This is a genomic window from Halomonas sp. GFAJ-1 (genome assembly GCA_002966495.1).
In the GTDB taxonomy this organism is placed as follows: domain Bacteria; phylum Pseudomonadota; class Gammaproteobacteria; order Pseudomonadales; family Halomonadaceae; genus Vreelandella.
Genome location: CP016490.1, coordinates 620843 through 633855 on the forward strand (window position 1 = coordinate 620843; position 13013 = coordinate 633855).

At 55.0% G+C, this 13013-nt stretch carries 15 protein-coding genes and 1 other annotated feature; of the genes, 8 read left to right on the forward strand and 7 right to left on the reverse strand.

Going from position 1 to position 13013, the window contains the following annotated elements; translation table 11 throughout:
• Positions 1–232 precede the first annotated feature (232 nt).
• The 4 genes from BB497_02730 (at position 233) to BB497_02745 (ending at position 3805) form a co-directional block, all read left to right on the forward strand.
• Positions 233–967, forward strand: a complete 735-nt coding sequence (locus BB497_02730; protein ID AVI61691.1) for an ABC transporter — start codon at positions 233–235, stop codon at positions 965–967.
• A complete protein-coding gene (locus BB497_02735; GenBank protein AVI61692.1) occupies positions 951–1832 on the forward strand; it encodes a zinc ABC transporter permease in 882 nt (293 codons plus the stop codon). Before BB497_02730 ends, BB497_02735 begins: the two co-directional genes overlap by 17 nt.
• 41 nt (positions 1833–1873) lie before the next feature.
• Positions 1874–2989, forward strand: a complete 1116-nt coding sequence (locus tag BB497_02740) for an ABC transporter substrate-binding protein (protein AVI61693.1) — start codon at positions 1874–1876, stop codon at positions 2987–2989.
• A gap of 120 nt (positions 2990–3109) precedes the next feature.
• A complete protein-coding gene (locus tag BB497_02745; protein ID AVI61694.1) occupies positions 3110–3805 on the forward strand; it encodes a cupin in 696 nt (231 codons plus the stop codon).
• On the opposite strand, the gene BB497_02750 is transcribed toward BB497_02745, so the two are convergent.
• Both BB497_02750 and BB497_02755 read right to left on the reverse strand, forming a co-directional pair.
• Positions 3786–4151 carry a hypothetical protein gene (locus BB497_02750; protein AVI61695.1) on the reverse strand — a complete coding sequence of 122 codons (366 nt, stop codon included), beginning with the start codon at positions 4149–4151 and terminating at the stop codon, positions 3786–3788. The genes BB497_02745 and BB497_02750 overlap by 20 nt on opposite strands.
• A 1-nt stretch (position 4152) precedes the next feature.
• The gene (locus BB497_02755) at positions 4153–4686 is read right to left on the reverse strand and encodes a lactoylglutathione lyase (GenBank protein AVI61696.1); all 534 of its coding nucleotides are present in this window, start codon (positions 4684–4686) and stop codon (positions 4153–4155) included.
• 190 nt (positions 4687–4876) lie between these two features.
• On the opposite strand from BB497_02755, the gene BB497_02760 reads away from it, so the two are divergent.
• From BB497_02760 to BB497_02775, 4 genes are all read left to right on the forward strand, one after another.
• Positions 4877–5251 (forward strand): hypothetical protein, encoded by a 375-nt coding sequence (locus BB497_02760; GenBank protein ID AVI61697.1) that lies wholly within the window; start codon positions 4877–4879, stop codon positions 5249–5251.
• A 171-nt stretch (positions 5252–5422) separates the two neighbouring features.
• Positions 5423–5767, forward strand: a complete 345-nt coding sequence (locus BB497_02765) for a hypothetical protein (protein AVI61698.1) — start codon at positions 5423–5425, stop codon at positions 5765–5767.
• A 93-nt stretch (positions 5768–5860) separates the two neighbouring features.
• Positions 5861–5953: a binding site (TPP riboswitch), on the forward strand.
• Between the two features lie 39 nt (positions 5954–5992).
• Positions 5993–6802 carry a hydroxyethylthiazole kinase gene (locus BB497_02770; GenBank protein ID AVI64240.1) on the forward strand — a complete coding sequence of 270 codons (810 nt, stop codon included), beginning with the start codon at positions 5993–5995 and terminating at the stop codon, positions 6800–6802.
• Positions 6792–7436, forward strand: a complete 645-nt coding sequence (locus BB497_02775) for a thiamine-phosphate diphosphorylase (GenBank protein ID AVI61699.1) — start codon at positions 6792–6794, stop codon at positions 7434–7436. The genes BB497_02770 and BB497_02775 overlap by 11 nt, the downstream gene beginning before the upstream one ends.
• Here BB497_02775 and BB497_02780 read toward each other — a convergent pair.
• The 5 genes from BB497_02780 to BB497_02800 form a co-directional block, all read right to left on the reverse strand.
• Positions 7412–8782: a U32 family peptidase gene (locus BB497_02780; GenBank protein AVI61700.1), complete on the reverse strand. Its 1371-nt coding sequence runs from the start codon at positions 8780–8782 to the stop codon at positions 7412–7414. The genes BB497_02775 and BB497_02780 overlap by 25 nt on opposite strands.
• A gap of 158 nt (positions 8783–8940) precedes the next feature.
• Positions 8941–9816 carry an S-adenosylmethionine uptake transporter gene (locus BB497_02785; protein ID AVI61701.1) on the reverse strand — a complete coding sequence of 292 codons (876 nt, stop codon included), beginning with the start codon at positions 9814–9816 and terminating at the stop codon, positions 8941–8943.
• A 93-nt stretch (positions 9817–9909) separates the two neighbouring features.
• The gene (locus BB497_02790; GenBank protein AVI61702.1) at positions 9910–11280 is read right to left on the reverse strand and encodes a D-alanyl-D-alanine carboxypeptidase; all 1371 of its coding nucleotides are present in this window, start codon (positions 11278–11280) and stop codon (positions 9910–9912) included.
• Positions 11281–11473: 193 nt separating this feature from the next.
• Positions 11474–11860, reverse strand: a complete 387-nt coding sequence (locus tag BB497_02795) for a 50S ribosomal protein L17 (protein ID AVI61703.1) — start codon at positions 11858–11860, stop codon at positions 11474–11476.
• Between the two features lie 39 nt (positions 11861–11899).
• Positions 11900–12895 carry a DNA-directed RNA polymerase subunit alpha gene (locus BB497_02800; GenBank protein ID AVI61704.1) on the reverse strand — a complete coding sequence of 332 codons (996 nt, stop codon included), beginning with the start codon at positions 12893–12895 and terminating at the stop codon, positions 11900–11902.
• Between the last annotated feature and the right edge of the window lie 118 nt (positions 12896–13013).

The following is a 13013-nucleotide window of genomic DNA, read 5'->3' on the forward strand; positions in this document are numbered from 1 at the left end:
CGGTGGGGGCGCGTAAAATACGCGCCAAACTTTTTTGTTTTATTAAACGTTATGTTATAACTTATTAATCGTAGACGGAGTCATCCATGAGCGAGCGAACGCATCGCCATAATCGCGAAGGGCCCTGCCACTTTTCACTGATGTCACTTTCCGCCACCAAACGGCTTGGCTTAGTGGTTCTGCCGCTGCTGGTGCTGTGGGGGTTGGTGGTCTGGGCGGGTGGGTGGCCATTATGAGCAAGCCCACCCTTTCACGCTTGGAACTGCATGACCTCCACCTTGCCCAGGGCGGGCGCACCGTACTCGAGCATGTAGACGGTGATTTTAAACCCGGCGCGATTAGCGCTCTGATTGGCGCCAATGGCGCCGGTAAAAGCACCCTGATTCAAGCCATTATGGGCGAGTTACGGCCTACCAGCGGCAAAGTAGTGTGCACGGTTGATAAAGCCCGCCGTGCGTGGCTACCTCAACAGTTGGCGCTAGACCTGACCTTCCCCATGAGTGTGGAAGAGCTGGTAATGACCGGCAGCTGGCCAAGCCACGGGGCGCTAAAAGGCTACTGCGCGGCGCATTATCGTAAGGGCCGCGAAATTATGGCGCGGCTGGGTATTTCCCACTTGGCCCACCGGCCGCTAGGTGAGCTTTCCGGTGGCCAACGCCAGCGGGCCCTGATTGGCCGCACCCTCATGCAGGAAGCTGAGCTACTACTGCTTGATGAACCGTTTGCCAACGTGGATAGCGATACAGTGGATATTTTGATTCGCATTTTGCGCCAAATGGCCGACGACGGCACCACGATTATCGTGGTGTTGCACGATATGGATCATTTGCGCCGCTTGGCAGATGAGGTGCTGATGCTAAACGGTGGGCATGCGCGTTGGATGGCGCCAAGTGCGCTTAACCACCAGCATGCGCCAGCACAGGTGGTGCCATTTACCTTAGGGGGGCATCATGCTGGCACTGCTTGATGCGTGGTTTATTGCGCCCTTCGATTACGGGTTTATGCGCCGTGCCGTGGTAGGTGGTTTAGCGCTTTCATTAGCGGCCCCGCCCCTTGGGGTGTTCTTGGTGCTGCGCGGTATGAGCTTGATTGGCGATGCCATGGCCCATGCCATTCTGCCCGGTGTGGCGCTAGGTTTTCTGCTGGCGGGCTTTTCGCTCCCCATTATGAGCGTTGGGGGCGTGCTGTTTGGGCTGCTGGTGGCACTGCTGGCGGGGGCGGTTTCCAAAATGGGCGGGCAGCGGGAAGACGCTGCCATGGCGAGCTTCTTTATTATCTCGCTGGCCGCTGGGGTAATGCTGATCTCGATTGGCGGCAGCAGCGTGGATTTAACCCACGTGCTGTTTGGCTCAATTTTGGCGATTAATTCCACGGCGCTGGTGCTGATTGCTTCGATCAGCACGCTGATAGTGCTGACCTTGGCAGTGATTTTCCGCGCACTGGTGGTGGAGTGCTTGGACCCTCTGTTCCTACGTGGGCAAAGCGGCCGCAGCGGCTGGGTACACAGCGTGTTCTTGGGGCTGCTGGTGCTGAATTTAACCGCCGGCTTTCAAACCCTGGGCACATTGATGGCCGTGGGGCTGATGATGCTGCCCGCGACATCGGCACGTTTTTGGAGCAAGCGCCTAGAGGGCTTGATCGGCATTGCCATTGTGTTGGCAATGATCGCGAGCACAGGCGGGTTGCTGCTCTCGTTTCACCTGGATATTCCCTCTGGGCCGAGCATTATTTTGCTGGCAGGGGTGGGGTATCTACTGTCGGCACTGTTCGGCCGCTACCACAGCTTAGCCGCTAAGCTGCGGCGTAAAACAACGCCGCTTGCGCTTGAATAGGTGCCATCACGTTTATTACTTAAAATGGTAAGGAGTGTTGTATGTCGCTTTCCTCTTCCTCGCGCTGGCTCGTAGGTGTCTCCGCAATGCTGGCACTACCTGCGGCCATTGCTAACGAGCGGGTTAACGTTGTCACCAGTTTCTCTATTTTGGCTGACATGGTCGAAAATGTCGGTGGCGAGCACGTTAACGTTACCTCGTTAGTCGGCCCCGATGGCGATGCCCATGTTTACTCCCCTCGGCCTGGCGATGCCCGCGCATTAGCCGAAGCGGATGTGGTCGTTTTTAATGGCCTGCTGTTTGAAGGCTGGATGGAGCGATTGATCGACGCAAGCGACTACTCGGGGGTTTTAGTAACCGCCACCGAGGGTATTAACGCCCTTGCATATAACGAACACGATGAGCATGGTCATGACGATCATGGGCACGACCACCACGGTCATGATGATCATGACCACGGGCATGACGACCATGACCACGGACACGACGACCATGGCCACGGGCATGACGACCATGACCACGGGCACCACGATCACGAACATGGCGATGATGACCCTCACGCTTGGCAGGATCTGCAGCAAGCTAAGGTGTATGTAGCGAACATTCGTGATGCGTTAATGGAAGCCGATAGCGCTAACGCCGATACTTATCAGGCCAATGCCGAACAGTACCTCGCTGAAATGGCGGAAGCAGATGCTGAGATTCGCGCCCTGATTAGTGAAATCCCCGCCTCTGCAAGCGTGATTACCGGTCACGACTCGTTTGGTTACTTCTCTCGCGCTTATGGGGTGAACTTCCTTTCCCCAGTAGGGCTTTCCACCGAAGCTGACCCAAGCGGTGCGAGCATGGCGGCGCTGGTGGACGTGATTGAGCAGGAGAATGTTAAAGCGTTGTTCCACGAGAACATGACCAATCAGTCGATCATTGTTCAGCTAGCCGAAGAGACTGGCCTACCTATTGCCGGCACGCTCTACGCCGATGCGTTGGCAGCGGAAGGTGAGGCCAGTACTTACCTAGGCATGATGCGCCACAATGCGCGTGTACTACACGATGCGCTGGCCGAGCCGGGTCATGACGATCATGGTCATGATGACCACGACCACGACCACGACCACGACCACGACCACGACCACGACCATCATGGTCATAGTCACTAAACGTCACTGCACACGTTTAAAACCGCCGAACAGGCGGTTTTTTTTGCATTGCATTTTAGCCCTGGGATAAGGAGACTTGTCAGTAATCCCTCGTCTTCACCCCAGCAAAGAGCCCTTACCATGCGCCTGAACGCCGATTTTAGCCACTTTGCCTGTGTTACGCCGGAAGAATATCGTTGGGTAGCGTCTCCCAGCGCGGGCGTGGAACGGATGATGTTAGACCGCGTTGGCGATGAAGTAGCCAGGGCCACCAGCCTGGTGCGCTACGCGCCCAACAGCCAGTTTAGCCATCACACCCATGGCGGCGGTGAGGAAATCTTGGTGCTTGAGGGGGTATTTGCCGATGAGCATGGCCGCTACCCCGCTGGCAGCTATTTACGCAACCCGATTGGTACTGGGCATACACCCCAGATTGGCAACGAAGGCGCGTTAATTCTGGTTAAGCTGCATCAATTTGATAAAGATGACCTTCTGCAACTTGCCGTCCCCGCCCACCGCCTGCCCTGGCAGCCTGACCGCCGCGCTGGCCTTACTTATAAAATGCTGCATACCTACCACTCAGAACAGTATGGCCCAGAGCGGGTAAGCCTGGAGCGCTGGGAAGCCGACGTAACAGTCTCCTACCCTACTCTTAGCGGCGGGTTAGAGCTCTTTGTACTGGAAGGGTCGCTGTGGGAAGGCAGCACCGAGTACCCTGCCGGCAGCTGGTGCCGCTACCCCGCTGGCGCCGCACTTCAACTTCAAGCAGGCGGCAGTGGTGCACAGCTTTATTTAAAACGCGGCCATTTGGCCGCCGTTAATCTATCAAACCTATAAATGGCAGTAGCGTGATCAGGATAATCATCACAACGGCTACCATAACCAGCAACACTTGAAACGGATGCGCGGCCAAGCGCCGCCATAGCGTTGGCGCTTCTCCCCTGGCAGCGGCATCATCATACGCTTGCCGAGCCTTCACTTGGCGTTCAGCCTGGTACTCTGCCAACGCTGCCTCTGCTGCTTCACGTTGGTGGGGGTTGCGAAGCCAGATAGCATCTACCCCCAGGCGAAAAAAACCCGCCTGGGTTTCGTAGATGTCAAAGCCGCGTTCACCCAGTAGTTGGCGAACTTCCAGCGCCTCTTCATCCGTCACGTGTCGTAGCCGAAATAACAAATGGGCCATATTAGTCGCCCATCGCCGCCATGCGGTCTGCCTGAATCACTTCAATCCAGTAGCCATCTGCGTCTTTGACGAAAATAACGTCCTTCATTTTGCCCTGGTCGGCACGCTTAACAAAGGTAACGTTATGCTCGTCAAACCATGCTTGGGCGGCTTCCAAATTCGGTACGTTAAAACAGATATGCCCAAAACCTTGCGGCTCTGCATTGCCATCGTGATAAGCAAAATCTTGCTGGTTTTCGGTGCCCCAGTTATGCGTTAGCTCTAGCAGGCCTTTTTGGCTGAATGTCCAGGCGGTACGCGCCTGGGTCTCTTCGGGTACGTTATCCCCCGCGGCCACATTACCTAGAAAATAGAGCGAAAACTGCATCTCCTCAAAGTCCAGGCGCCTTAATACCTGCATACCAAATACCTTCGAGTAGAACGCCAGAGCACGCTCGGGGTCCTTCACCCGCAGCATGGTGTGATTTAAGCAAAACCCTTGGGTTTGCGGTGCGACGGGGGCAACCCCTGGGTGCTGTTCACCTTTAAACGACATGGGTCTCTCCTGCTGCTGAATTAACCAATACAAAATACCCTAGAGGGGCGTAAATACTTTGACGAAGCGGTTACTTTGCACAAGGCTTTAGAGTGCTGAACATCATCACCTCATAAAGCGCTTTTCTACCTCAACGATACTTTATGAAGGCAGCATTTAGCGAATTCTAGCCTTTACCAAAGGAGACCGCATGTCCCGTGACCGTAATGTACTGGGTGAGCCGCTAACTCCCTGCTGCCACTCTCCTAAAACTGGGTTCTACCGCGATGGTTTTTGCCGCGTGGGGGCCGATGATGCAGGCGTTCACTCAGTGTGCGCCATGGTGACAGAAGAGTTTTTAGCTTTCTCACATGCCCAAGGTAACGACTTAATCACCCCTCGCCCTGAGCATAAATTTCCCGGTTTAACACCTGGCGACCGCTGGTGCCTCTGCGCCCACCGCTGGGCCGAAGCCGCTCAGGTGGGTCTTGCGCCACCGGTGATTCTTTCCAGCACCCATGAGCGGACGCTAGAAATTATTCCGCTGATTAAGCTTCAGCAGCATGCTCTGGACGCAGTGCGTTAACCACAAAGCCGTACAATCGATATATAGTGACTGGAAATTTTATGCAAATCTTCTACACTTGCGTATCAAATGCTTTACAAAACGATTCTAAACCGGTCTCCTTAGAGACAACTAACTTTCTCTTTAACAACCGTTAGATGACCCGCGAGCGGGGTCAATCTGGAGCTTGTCATGACTGCAATCGATATGACCCTGGGCGACCGACTAACGCTGAAGCAGCTGTCTCATGTGCTGCAAAACGGCTTTTCACCGATAGTGGAAGTCGAGTCGATGGATGGTATCTACAAAGTACGCTTTCACCACGCTAATGGCGTCTCTGATTTATGCAACAGTGAAGGTCACGTCAGCACTTTTATGGGCACCGGTGAAATCCGCGATGCCCTTGGTCAACTAGGGCTAACACACGGTGTGCTTACCTTTGCCGACCAGTGCGGCGATGAGATGATCGGTGTGGAAGGCAAAGCGATAACGCCGGACGAGATGCTTACCTATGGAACGCGTATCTCCTTTCGGTAGTCACGTACTTAGCTAGTCTCGTAGCTGCCCGTTTTTGGAAAGCACTTCCGGCAACCCAAAGCTTTACAGATCCGTTTAAGCCAAGGATAGTAGGCCCGACGACAGGGGCGCCGTTATGACGGCTGAGAAGCACCCTTTGAACCTGAACCGGATAACACCGGCGTAGGGAGTCGTGGTGCCCCTACACCACCTCCCTGCCGGGAGGATGCTATGACCTCACGCTCCTTGAGCGATTACCCCCTAGGCGGTTATCTTGAAGCACTGCGTTCCTCTACGCCGCTAGTGCACTGCATAACCAACTATGTGGCGATGAACAGCACCGCCAACATACTGCTCGCCGCCGGCGCATCCCCTGCCATGCTTCACGCCATTGAAGAAGTCGCCGACTTTACGGCGATTGCTGGCGCGTTATCAATCAATATAGGCACTATCTCCTCTACCTGGGCGGACACCATGCTAGTGGCTGCGAAAACGGCCCATCTCCAAGACATCCCATGGGTATTAGATCCAGTTGCCGTGGGTGCCACACGCTTTCGCCAAACGCTATGTGCTGAGTTACTCACCTACCAGCCGACGGTGATTCGTGGCAATGCGTCAGAGATCCTAGCGCTTGGAGGGTTAGCTGGCCAAGGGCGCGGGGTAGATGCCACCGCCTCTACCCAAGATGCTTTTACCGGGGCTATTGCGCTTGCCCAACGCCATGGCTGTGTAGTGGCGATGACCGGCCTAGAGGACTTTGTGACCAACGGCCACCACCACTATCGCCTCACAGGTGGCCATGCGCTGATGCCTAAAGTAACCACCCTAGGGTGTGGCCTAAGCGCCTTGGTAGCAGGCTTTGTAGCGTCAAATCGTGAGCGCCCTTTTGAAGCAAGCATCGCCGCGCTAGCCTGCTTTGCCCTGGCAGGTAACCGAGCGGGAGAACATGCCACCGGCCCTGGCAGTTTTCAAGTCGCGCTATTAGATGCGCTGTATCAACTCACCCCCAATGACCTTTCTACCTTTGCCCAACTGGAGGCAGTGCATGCCGTTTGATCTCTCGCTTTACTTAGTAACCGACGCGAACCTTTGCGCCTCTTTTGGCCTAGAGCAGACGGTAGCGGCCGCGGTGCAGGGCGGTGTCACTATCGTGCAGCTACGCGACAAGCACGCCAGCGACGCGCAGATGATTGCCCAGGCTAAACGCTTGAAAGCGCTGCTTGCGGGAAGCGGCGTGCCGCTGATTATTAACGACCGCCTAAACGTAGCCCTAGAAAGTGAAGCCGATGGCCTGCACCTGGGCCAAAGCGATACAGCAGTGCAGGAAGCACGCCAAGCGCTAGGCCCTAACGCCATTATCGGCCTCTCCATTAATACGCTCCCCCAACTACAGGCCGCGCCGGTTGAGCTACTGGACTACGTGGGCTTAGGACCCGTATTCGCCACGGGCAGTAAGCAAGACCACGCCCAACCGATTGGCTTTGATGGACTGGCACAGTTGGCTGAAGTTTGCCCGCTGCCCAGCGTGGCGATTGGTGGTCTAAAGGCTGAGCACGCAGCGCACGTTAAAACCGCAGGCGCCAATGGCCTTGCGGTGATTTCAGCCATCTGTGGTCAGCCAGACCCGCGCCAGGCGGCGCAGGCGTTTTCAGCGGTGGAGCAGACTCAGGAAGCAGGAATTCCTAGCTGAACAGCGGGAATAGACGCCGCTGGCTTGAGATCGCGCATTAGCAAGGCAAACTCAAGCTGCTCAGGCTGAATGTCAGCCCCAGGTACCGGGATACGAACCCGGTGCCCAGAGCCGGGGGCGGCACGCAAGCCTTCGCCGCGCTGGTTCTCTATGTACTCAAGCGCAAAACGGCGATTGCCGCCGGGCAGCATTAGCTCCATGCTGTCGCCTGCTTCAAAGCGGTTCTTAACCTCTATATCAAGCATTTCCCGTGATGCATCGTAGCCGAGGACGTCGCCTACAAACTGCTGGTGCACACCGATGGAACTGCCTTGCTCATAGCTCTGGAACTCATCGTGTACATGGCGGCGATAGAACCCCTCGGTGTAGCCCCGATTGGCTAGGTTCTCAAGTTCATCCATTAGCCCCATATTAAAGGGCCGCCCGGCGACGGCGTCATCAATGGCCTGGCGGTAGACCTGGGCCGTCCGCGCGACGTAATAGTAGGATTTAGTGCGCCCTTCAATCTTGAGCGATGAGACACCCATCTCTGCTAGCCGCGCTACGTGCTGAACGGCGCGCAGGTCTTTCGAGTTCATAATGTACGTGCCGTGCTCATCTTCATAAACGGGCATCAGCTTGCCTGGGCGTGTCACATCTTCAATCAACGCCGACAACTCATCTTGATCATTAGCCGTTGCCGTTACCCCCTGATTGGCAGGCACCAAATCGCCCGTCTCGTCGTGAGTGGCGGCGACGGTGTTGTATTTCCAACGACACGCATTGGTGCAGGTGCCTTGGTTAGGGTCACGGTGATTAAAATAACCTGAGAGCAGGCAACGGCCTGAATAAGCAATACAGAGCGCTCCATGGACAAAGGTTTCGATCTCTAGGTCCGGGCACTCAGCACGTATTTCACCAATCTCTTCAAGGGAGAGCTCGCGGGATAAAATAATCCGGCTAATGCCCTGACGCTGCCAAAACTTAGCGGCCGCCCAATTTACAACGTTGGATTGTACTGAGAGATGGATCTCTTGTTCCGGCCAGCGATCACGCACCATCATGATCAAACCTGGGTCCGACATAATCAGCGCATCCGGCCGCGCTTCAATCACCGGCTCCATATCCCGCAGGTAGGTTTTTAACTTGCTGTTATGGGGCGCAATGTTAGAAGCCACATAAAACTGCTTTCCGCGCGCGTGGGCATATTCGATGCCACGGTGCAGATTATCGACCTTAAAATCATTGTTTCGCACACGCAGCGAATAACGCGGTTGGCCAGCGTATACCGCATCCGCCCCGTAGGCGAAAGCGTAACGCATATTATTAAAGGTACCAGCAGGGGAAAGCAGTTCTGGGGCTTGCATAAACAGTCACCGTTATCAGGACGATGGCCCGTGGCGCGTCAGCAATCACCAAAGCGCACAGGTTGAAAGGGCCGGATTATAAACAGCCCAAACGTACTGTCTTGTTCAGCTCTCTGCTTTGATGACCTGGATCAAAAAGTAGCGGCAACCAGCGCTATTTAAGCGCTTGGACGGCGCTTTAGCGTTGTGCGCCGGTCATGGTAAGCAATCGCCAAACCACTGCCCATAATCAGCGCACTGCCTACCCACACCCACAGGTCCGGTAGCTCGCCCCAGAACCACCAACCCAGCAGAACCGCCCAAAGCATCGCGGTGTAATCAAACGGTGCAGCGATGGCCGCGGGTGCGAAGCGGAACGCCAACGTAATAAACGCAGTGGCGCCAATACCCAGTACCCCGGCCGCTAAAAACCCAAGCCAGTGCCACGGCTGCGGCGTTTGCCACACCCAGGGTAAACTGACCGCCGTAATAACAAAGGGCACTAATGTCATATAGAACACCATTGCCCAAAGGTGCTCTCTGGCACCATAACGGCGCGCCGTAATCATCATAAGGGCATAAAAGAAAGCGGCCCCCAATAGCGTTAGCGTGCCTAGTTGGAACGCATCGCCCCCCGGGCGCACCACAATCAGCACGCCCACAAAACCTACCAGCGAGGCGATCAGCACAGGTGTGTCAATACGTTCACCCAGCAGTGGCACCGACAGCAGCGTGACAAAAAGCGGTGCAACAAAGGCGATGGCCGTCGCTTCCGCCAGAGGTAGCAAGATAAGCCCCCAGACGAAAAAGATCATCGTCGCGGTGTAGATAAGCCCTCGCACCAAGTGCACGCCTGGTCGCTTCGTGCTTAACTTTCGTAGCCCACCAGCGAAGTAGGCCATCAACGCAATCAGCGGTAACGATACCAGCGTACGAAAGAAAATGATCTGCAGCGGCGAGTGCACTTCGCCAAGCCATTTTGAGACAGCATCGCCCAGTGCTAAAAACAGTACTCCCAGGCACATGCAGAGTATGCCTTTTAACGATGTTGTCATTTGCGCCTCCTCATTTCATCGGGCTCTGGGTAGCCACTAACCAAAAAAAACCCGCCAACACAGGGTTGGCGGGGCAGTATGTCATCAGTGCGATTACAAACTAGCGTTCACCACCATGCAGTCCATGCCCTGAGCTTGAAGCGATTGACAAGCTTGCCTTGCCCCTCCTTCATCTAACGCCACTACACGGGCACGAAATACCGGTGTCTGACCCTCTAAGGTGTCAATTAGCACACGGCCACCGACGCTGTTAGGTAAGCGTTGCGCCGCTTGGTGAGCAAGCTGTTCAGCGTGAGATGCTTGGCTAAAGGCACCTACTTGAATACCCCAAACACCACCTGAAGCTTGCTCTGCCGCCGGTGCAACCGTAGCCATCACACGCTCTCGCTCAATAAACGCTTGCAATGGATCTGGCTGTGCCGAGGCGGGGGTATCAGTGCTCTGCTCTGACGAACGGGAAAGCTGCTCTTCTACTGCCACTGCTGCCGTTCGCGCAGGAGACAGCGTCGTCGCGACGTTAGCAAGCATAGGCTGGCTAGGAGCTGCAGGCTGATTGATGGGCTGAGCTAACCCTGGAAACGTCATAAACTCACGGGAGATATCGGTATTGGCTAACCATGTACCATGGTCACGCAGTGCTGCACGGCTAAAGCTGCGATCTAACAGGTTCGCCATATGAGTATCACGGGACGCCCCTGTAAAACCGCCCATCACAATGCCTACCAAGCGCCGGTTGTTATTTACGGCAGTCGTGGCCACGTTGAAACCTGAGGCGCGAATAAAACCCGTTTTAAGACCATCGGCTCCAGGATAGTTACGCACTAACCGATTATGGCTGGTATGCCGCGTTCCACGGTAAGTAAACTCTTGAAGGCCAAAATAGTGGTAATACTGAGGGAAATCCTGCATCACTCGCACAGATAGCGTCACCATATCCCGCGCGGTGGTAATTTGTTGGTCATCCGGCAAACCGGAAGCATTGCGAAAGGTGGTCGAATTCATACCCAGCTCACGGGCTTTTGCAGTCATTAAATGACCGAAGCGCTGCTCGCTACCACCAAGCGCCTCAGCAACTACCACCGCAACATCGTTAGCTGAACGCACAGCTAATGCACGGATCGCGCTATCCACAGAAATCGAGCTACCTGCCGCCAGCCAGAGCTTAGTGGCCGGCATCGCAGCAGCCTGCGCCGAAACAGGCAACGCTTGGTCTAGAGTAAGCTCACCCTTTTCCAGTGCTTCAAACAACAGGTAAAGCGTCATCATCTTGGTCAGTGATGCCGGGTAGCGTCTTTCGTCAGCATTTTCTGCATACAGCACTTCACCATTTTCCAGATCCACCACAATACCGGCGTAGCGCGGATTGGCGTGAGCCTGGGTAAACGCCCCCAGCATCAGCAAAGAGAGCGTGAGCGGCACCCACCAAAGCGCCACACCCCTTGCGTATATTCCTATTGTGGCCATACATGCCCCTTGCTTATTAGACGTATGTGAACACTCAATAGCAGCCCGCTTGCCCCTCAAAAGGCTAGCACGCTTACTTGGTAAAATGATGCTTCTAAAAAGAGTATATAGGTTAACTATAAAAACAGCAGACATAAAAAAACCGACCCGCTAGGGTCGGTTTTCATTTTTGCTCGAAAAAGGGTACAGAAACTTACTCTGCAACCGCTTCTTCTTCAGCAACCGGACGATCAACTAGCTCAACATATGCCATGGGCGCGTTGTCGCCGGTGCGGAAACCGCACTTGAGAATGCGGATGTAACCACCCGGACGCTCGGCGTAACGCGGACCTAGCTCGTTGAACAGTTTGCCGACGGCTTCTTTAGAGCGCGTGCGGGAAAACGCCAAACGACGGTTTGCAACGCTATCCTGCTTGGCTAGGGTGATCAGCGGCTCGATAACGCGACGCAGTTCCTTAGCCTTAGGCAGGGTTGTCTTAATGACTTCATGCTCGACCAGCGAGACAGACATGTTCTTGAACATGGCCTGACGATGCGAGCTGGTACGATTCAGATGACGACCACTCTTACGATGACGCATGGTTGTAATTCCTTACCAAACTGGGACTCAAGTCGACGCTTACGCGGAGGCTTTGTCGTCCTTCAGGCTAGCGGGTGGCCAATTTTCCAGCCGCATACCCAGGGACAGGCCGCGCGCCGCCAATACATCTTTGATTTCATTCAAAGACTTTTTACCGAGGTTCGGGGTCTTCAGCAGCTCAACTTCAGTGCGCTGGATCAGATCTCCGATGTAATAAATATTCTCGGCTTTTAGGCAGTTAGCGCTGCGAACGGTCAACTCAAGATCGTCTACGGGGCGCAATAGGATAGGATCAACATGATCCTCTTCCTCTTCGACTTCCTGTTCTTTATCAGCTTCCAGGTCGACGAAGGCGGCCAGCTGCTCTTGCAGAATGGTCGCACTGCGACGGATAGCCTCTTCCGGATCCAAGGTACCGTCGGTCTCCAGATCGATAATAAGCTTATCGAGATCGGTGCGCTGCTCTACACGAGCGGCCTCAACCGAGTAGGAAACACGGCGGACAGGGCTGAAGGTGGCATCCAGCTGCAGGCGGCCAATAGCACGTGTCTCTTCATCAGAGCCACGAGCGTCAGCCGGCTCATAACCACGACCCAGCGCGACCTTAAGCTGAATTTTCAGCTCGGCACCTTCATTAACATGCGCAATGATGTGGTCCGGGTTGACGATTTCGACGCTATGATCAAGCGCAATGTCGCCAGCGGTAACGACGGCTGGGCCCTGCTTGTTCAGCGAGAGCACCGCCTCATCGCGGCTGTGCATCTTAATCGCAACATCTTTCAAGTTCAGGAGGATTTCGATGACATCTTCCTGCACCCCTTCGAGCGCACTATATTCGTGCTCGACACCGGCGATTTCAGCCTCTACCACGGCAGCGCCAGGCATGGACGAAAGCAGAATGCGACGAAGTGCATTCCCCAGGGTGTGGCCAAAGCCGCGCTCGAATGGTTCGAGAACGATCTTGGCATGATGTGCGCTGATTTCTTCGACCTTGATGTCGCGGGGACGAAGAAACTCTGTCACTGAACGCTGCATATGAACACCTTTCTTCAGGCTGCCAAACGGATACTGAGTACTCTAAAGCACGATACTCAAGAGCATCTGGGCGGTTAGCTTTGCTATCCCGCCCAGGCCTCAAGAAGCAGAAATAAAA

What these genes read in the sequence shown, in the direction of transcription:
- BB497_02730 (AVI61691.1), top strand. Translation starts at nt 233, where the DNA reads ATGAGCAAGCCCACCCTTTCACGCTTGGAACTGCATGACCTCCACCTT.
- BB497_02735 (AVI61692.1), top strand. Translation starts at nt 951, where the DNA reads ATGCTGGCACTGCTTGATGCGTGGTTTATTGCGCCCTTCGATTACGGG.
- BB497_02740 (AVI61693.1), top strand. Translation starts at nt 1,874, where the DNA reads ATGTCGCTTTCCTCTTCCTCGCGCTGGCTCGTAGGTGTCTCCGCAATG.
- BB497_02745 (AVI61694.1), top strand. Translation starts at nt 3,110, where the DNA reads ATGCGCCTGAACGCCGATTTTAGCCACTTTGCCTGTGTTACGCCGGAA.
- BB497_02750 (AVI61695.1), bottom strand. Translation starts at nt 4,151, where the DNA reads ATGGCCCATTTGTTATTTCGGCTACGACACGTGACGGATGAAGAGGCG.
- BB497_02755 (AVI61696.1), bottom strand. Translation starts at nt 4,686, where the DNA reads ATGTCGTTTAAAGGTGAACAGCACCCAGGGGTTGCCCCCGTCGCACCG.
- BB497_02760 (AVI61697.1), top strand. Translation starts at nt 4,877, where the DNA reads ATGTCCCGTGACCGTAATGTACTGGGTGAGCCGCTAACTCCCTGCTGC.
- BB497_02765 (AVI61698.1), top strand. Translation starts at nt 5,423, where the DNA reads ATGACTGCAATCGATATGACCCTGGGCGACCGACTAACGCTGAAGCAG.
- BB497_02775 (AVI61699.1), top strand. Translation starts at nt 6,792, where the DNA reads ATGCCGTTTGATCTCTCGCTTTACTTAGTAACCGACGCGAACCTTTGC.
- BB497_02780 (AVI61700.1), bottom strand. Translation starts at nt 8,782, where the DNA reads ATGCAAGCCCCAGAACTGCTTTCCCCTGCTGGTACCTTTAATAATATG.
- BB497_02785 (AVI61701.1), bottom strand. Translation starts at nt 9,816, where the DNA reads ATGACAACATCGTTAAAAGGCATACTCTGCATGTGCCTGGGAGTACTG.
- BB497_02790 (AVI61702.1), bottom strand. Translation starts at nt 11,280, where the DNA reads ATGGCCACAATAGGAATATACGCAAGGGGTGTGGCGCTTTGGTGGGTG.
- BB497_02795 (AVI61703.1), bottom strand. Translation starts at nt 11,860, where the DNA reads ATGCGTCATCGTAAGAGTGGTCGTCATCTGAATCGTACCAGCTCGCAT.
- BB497_02800 (AVI61704.1), bottom strand. Translation starts at nt 12,895, where the DNA reads ATGCAGCGTTCAGTGACAGAGTTTCTTCGTCCCCGCGACATCAAGGTC.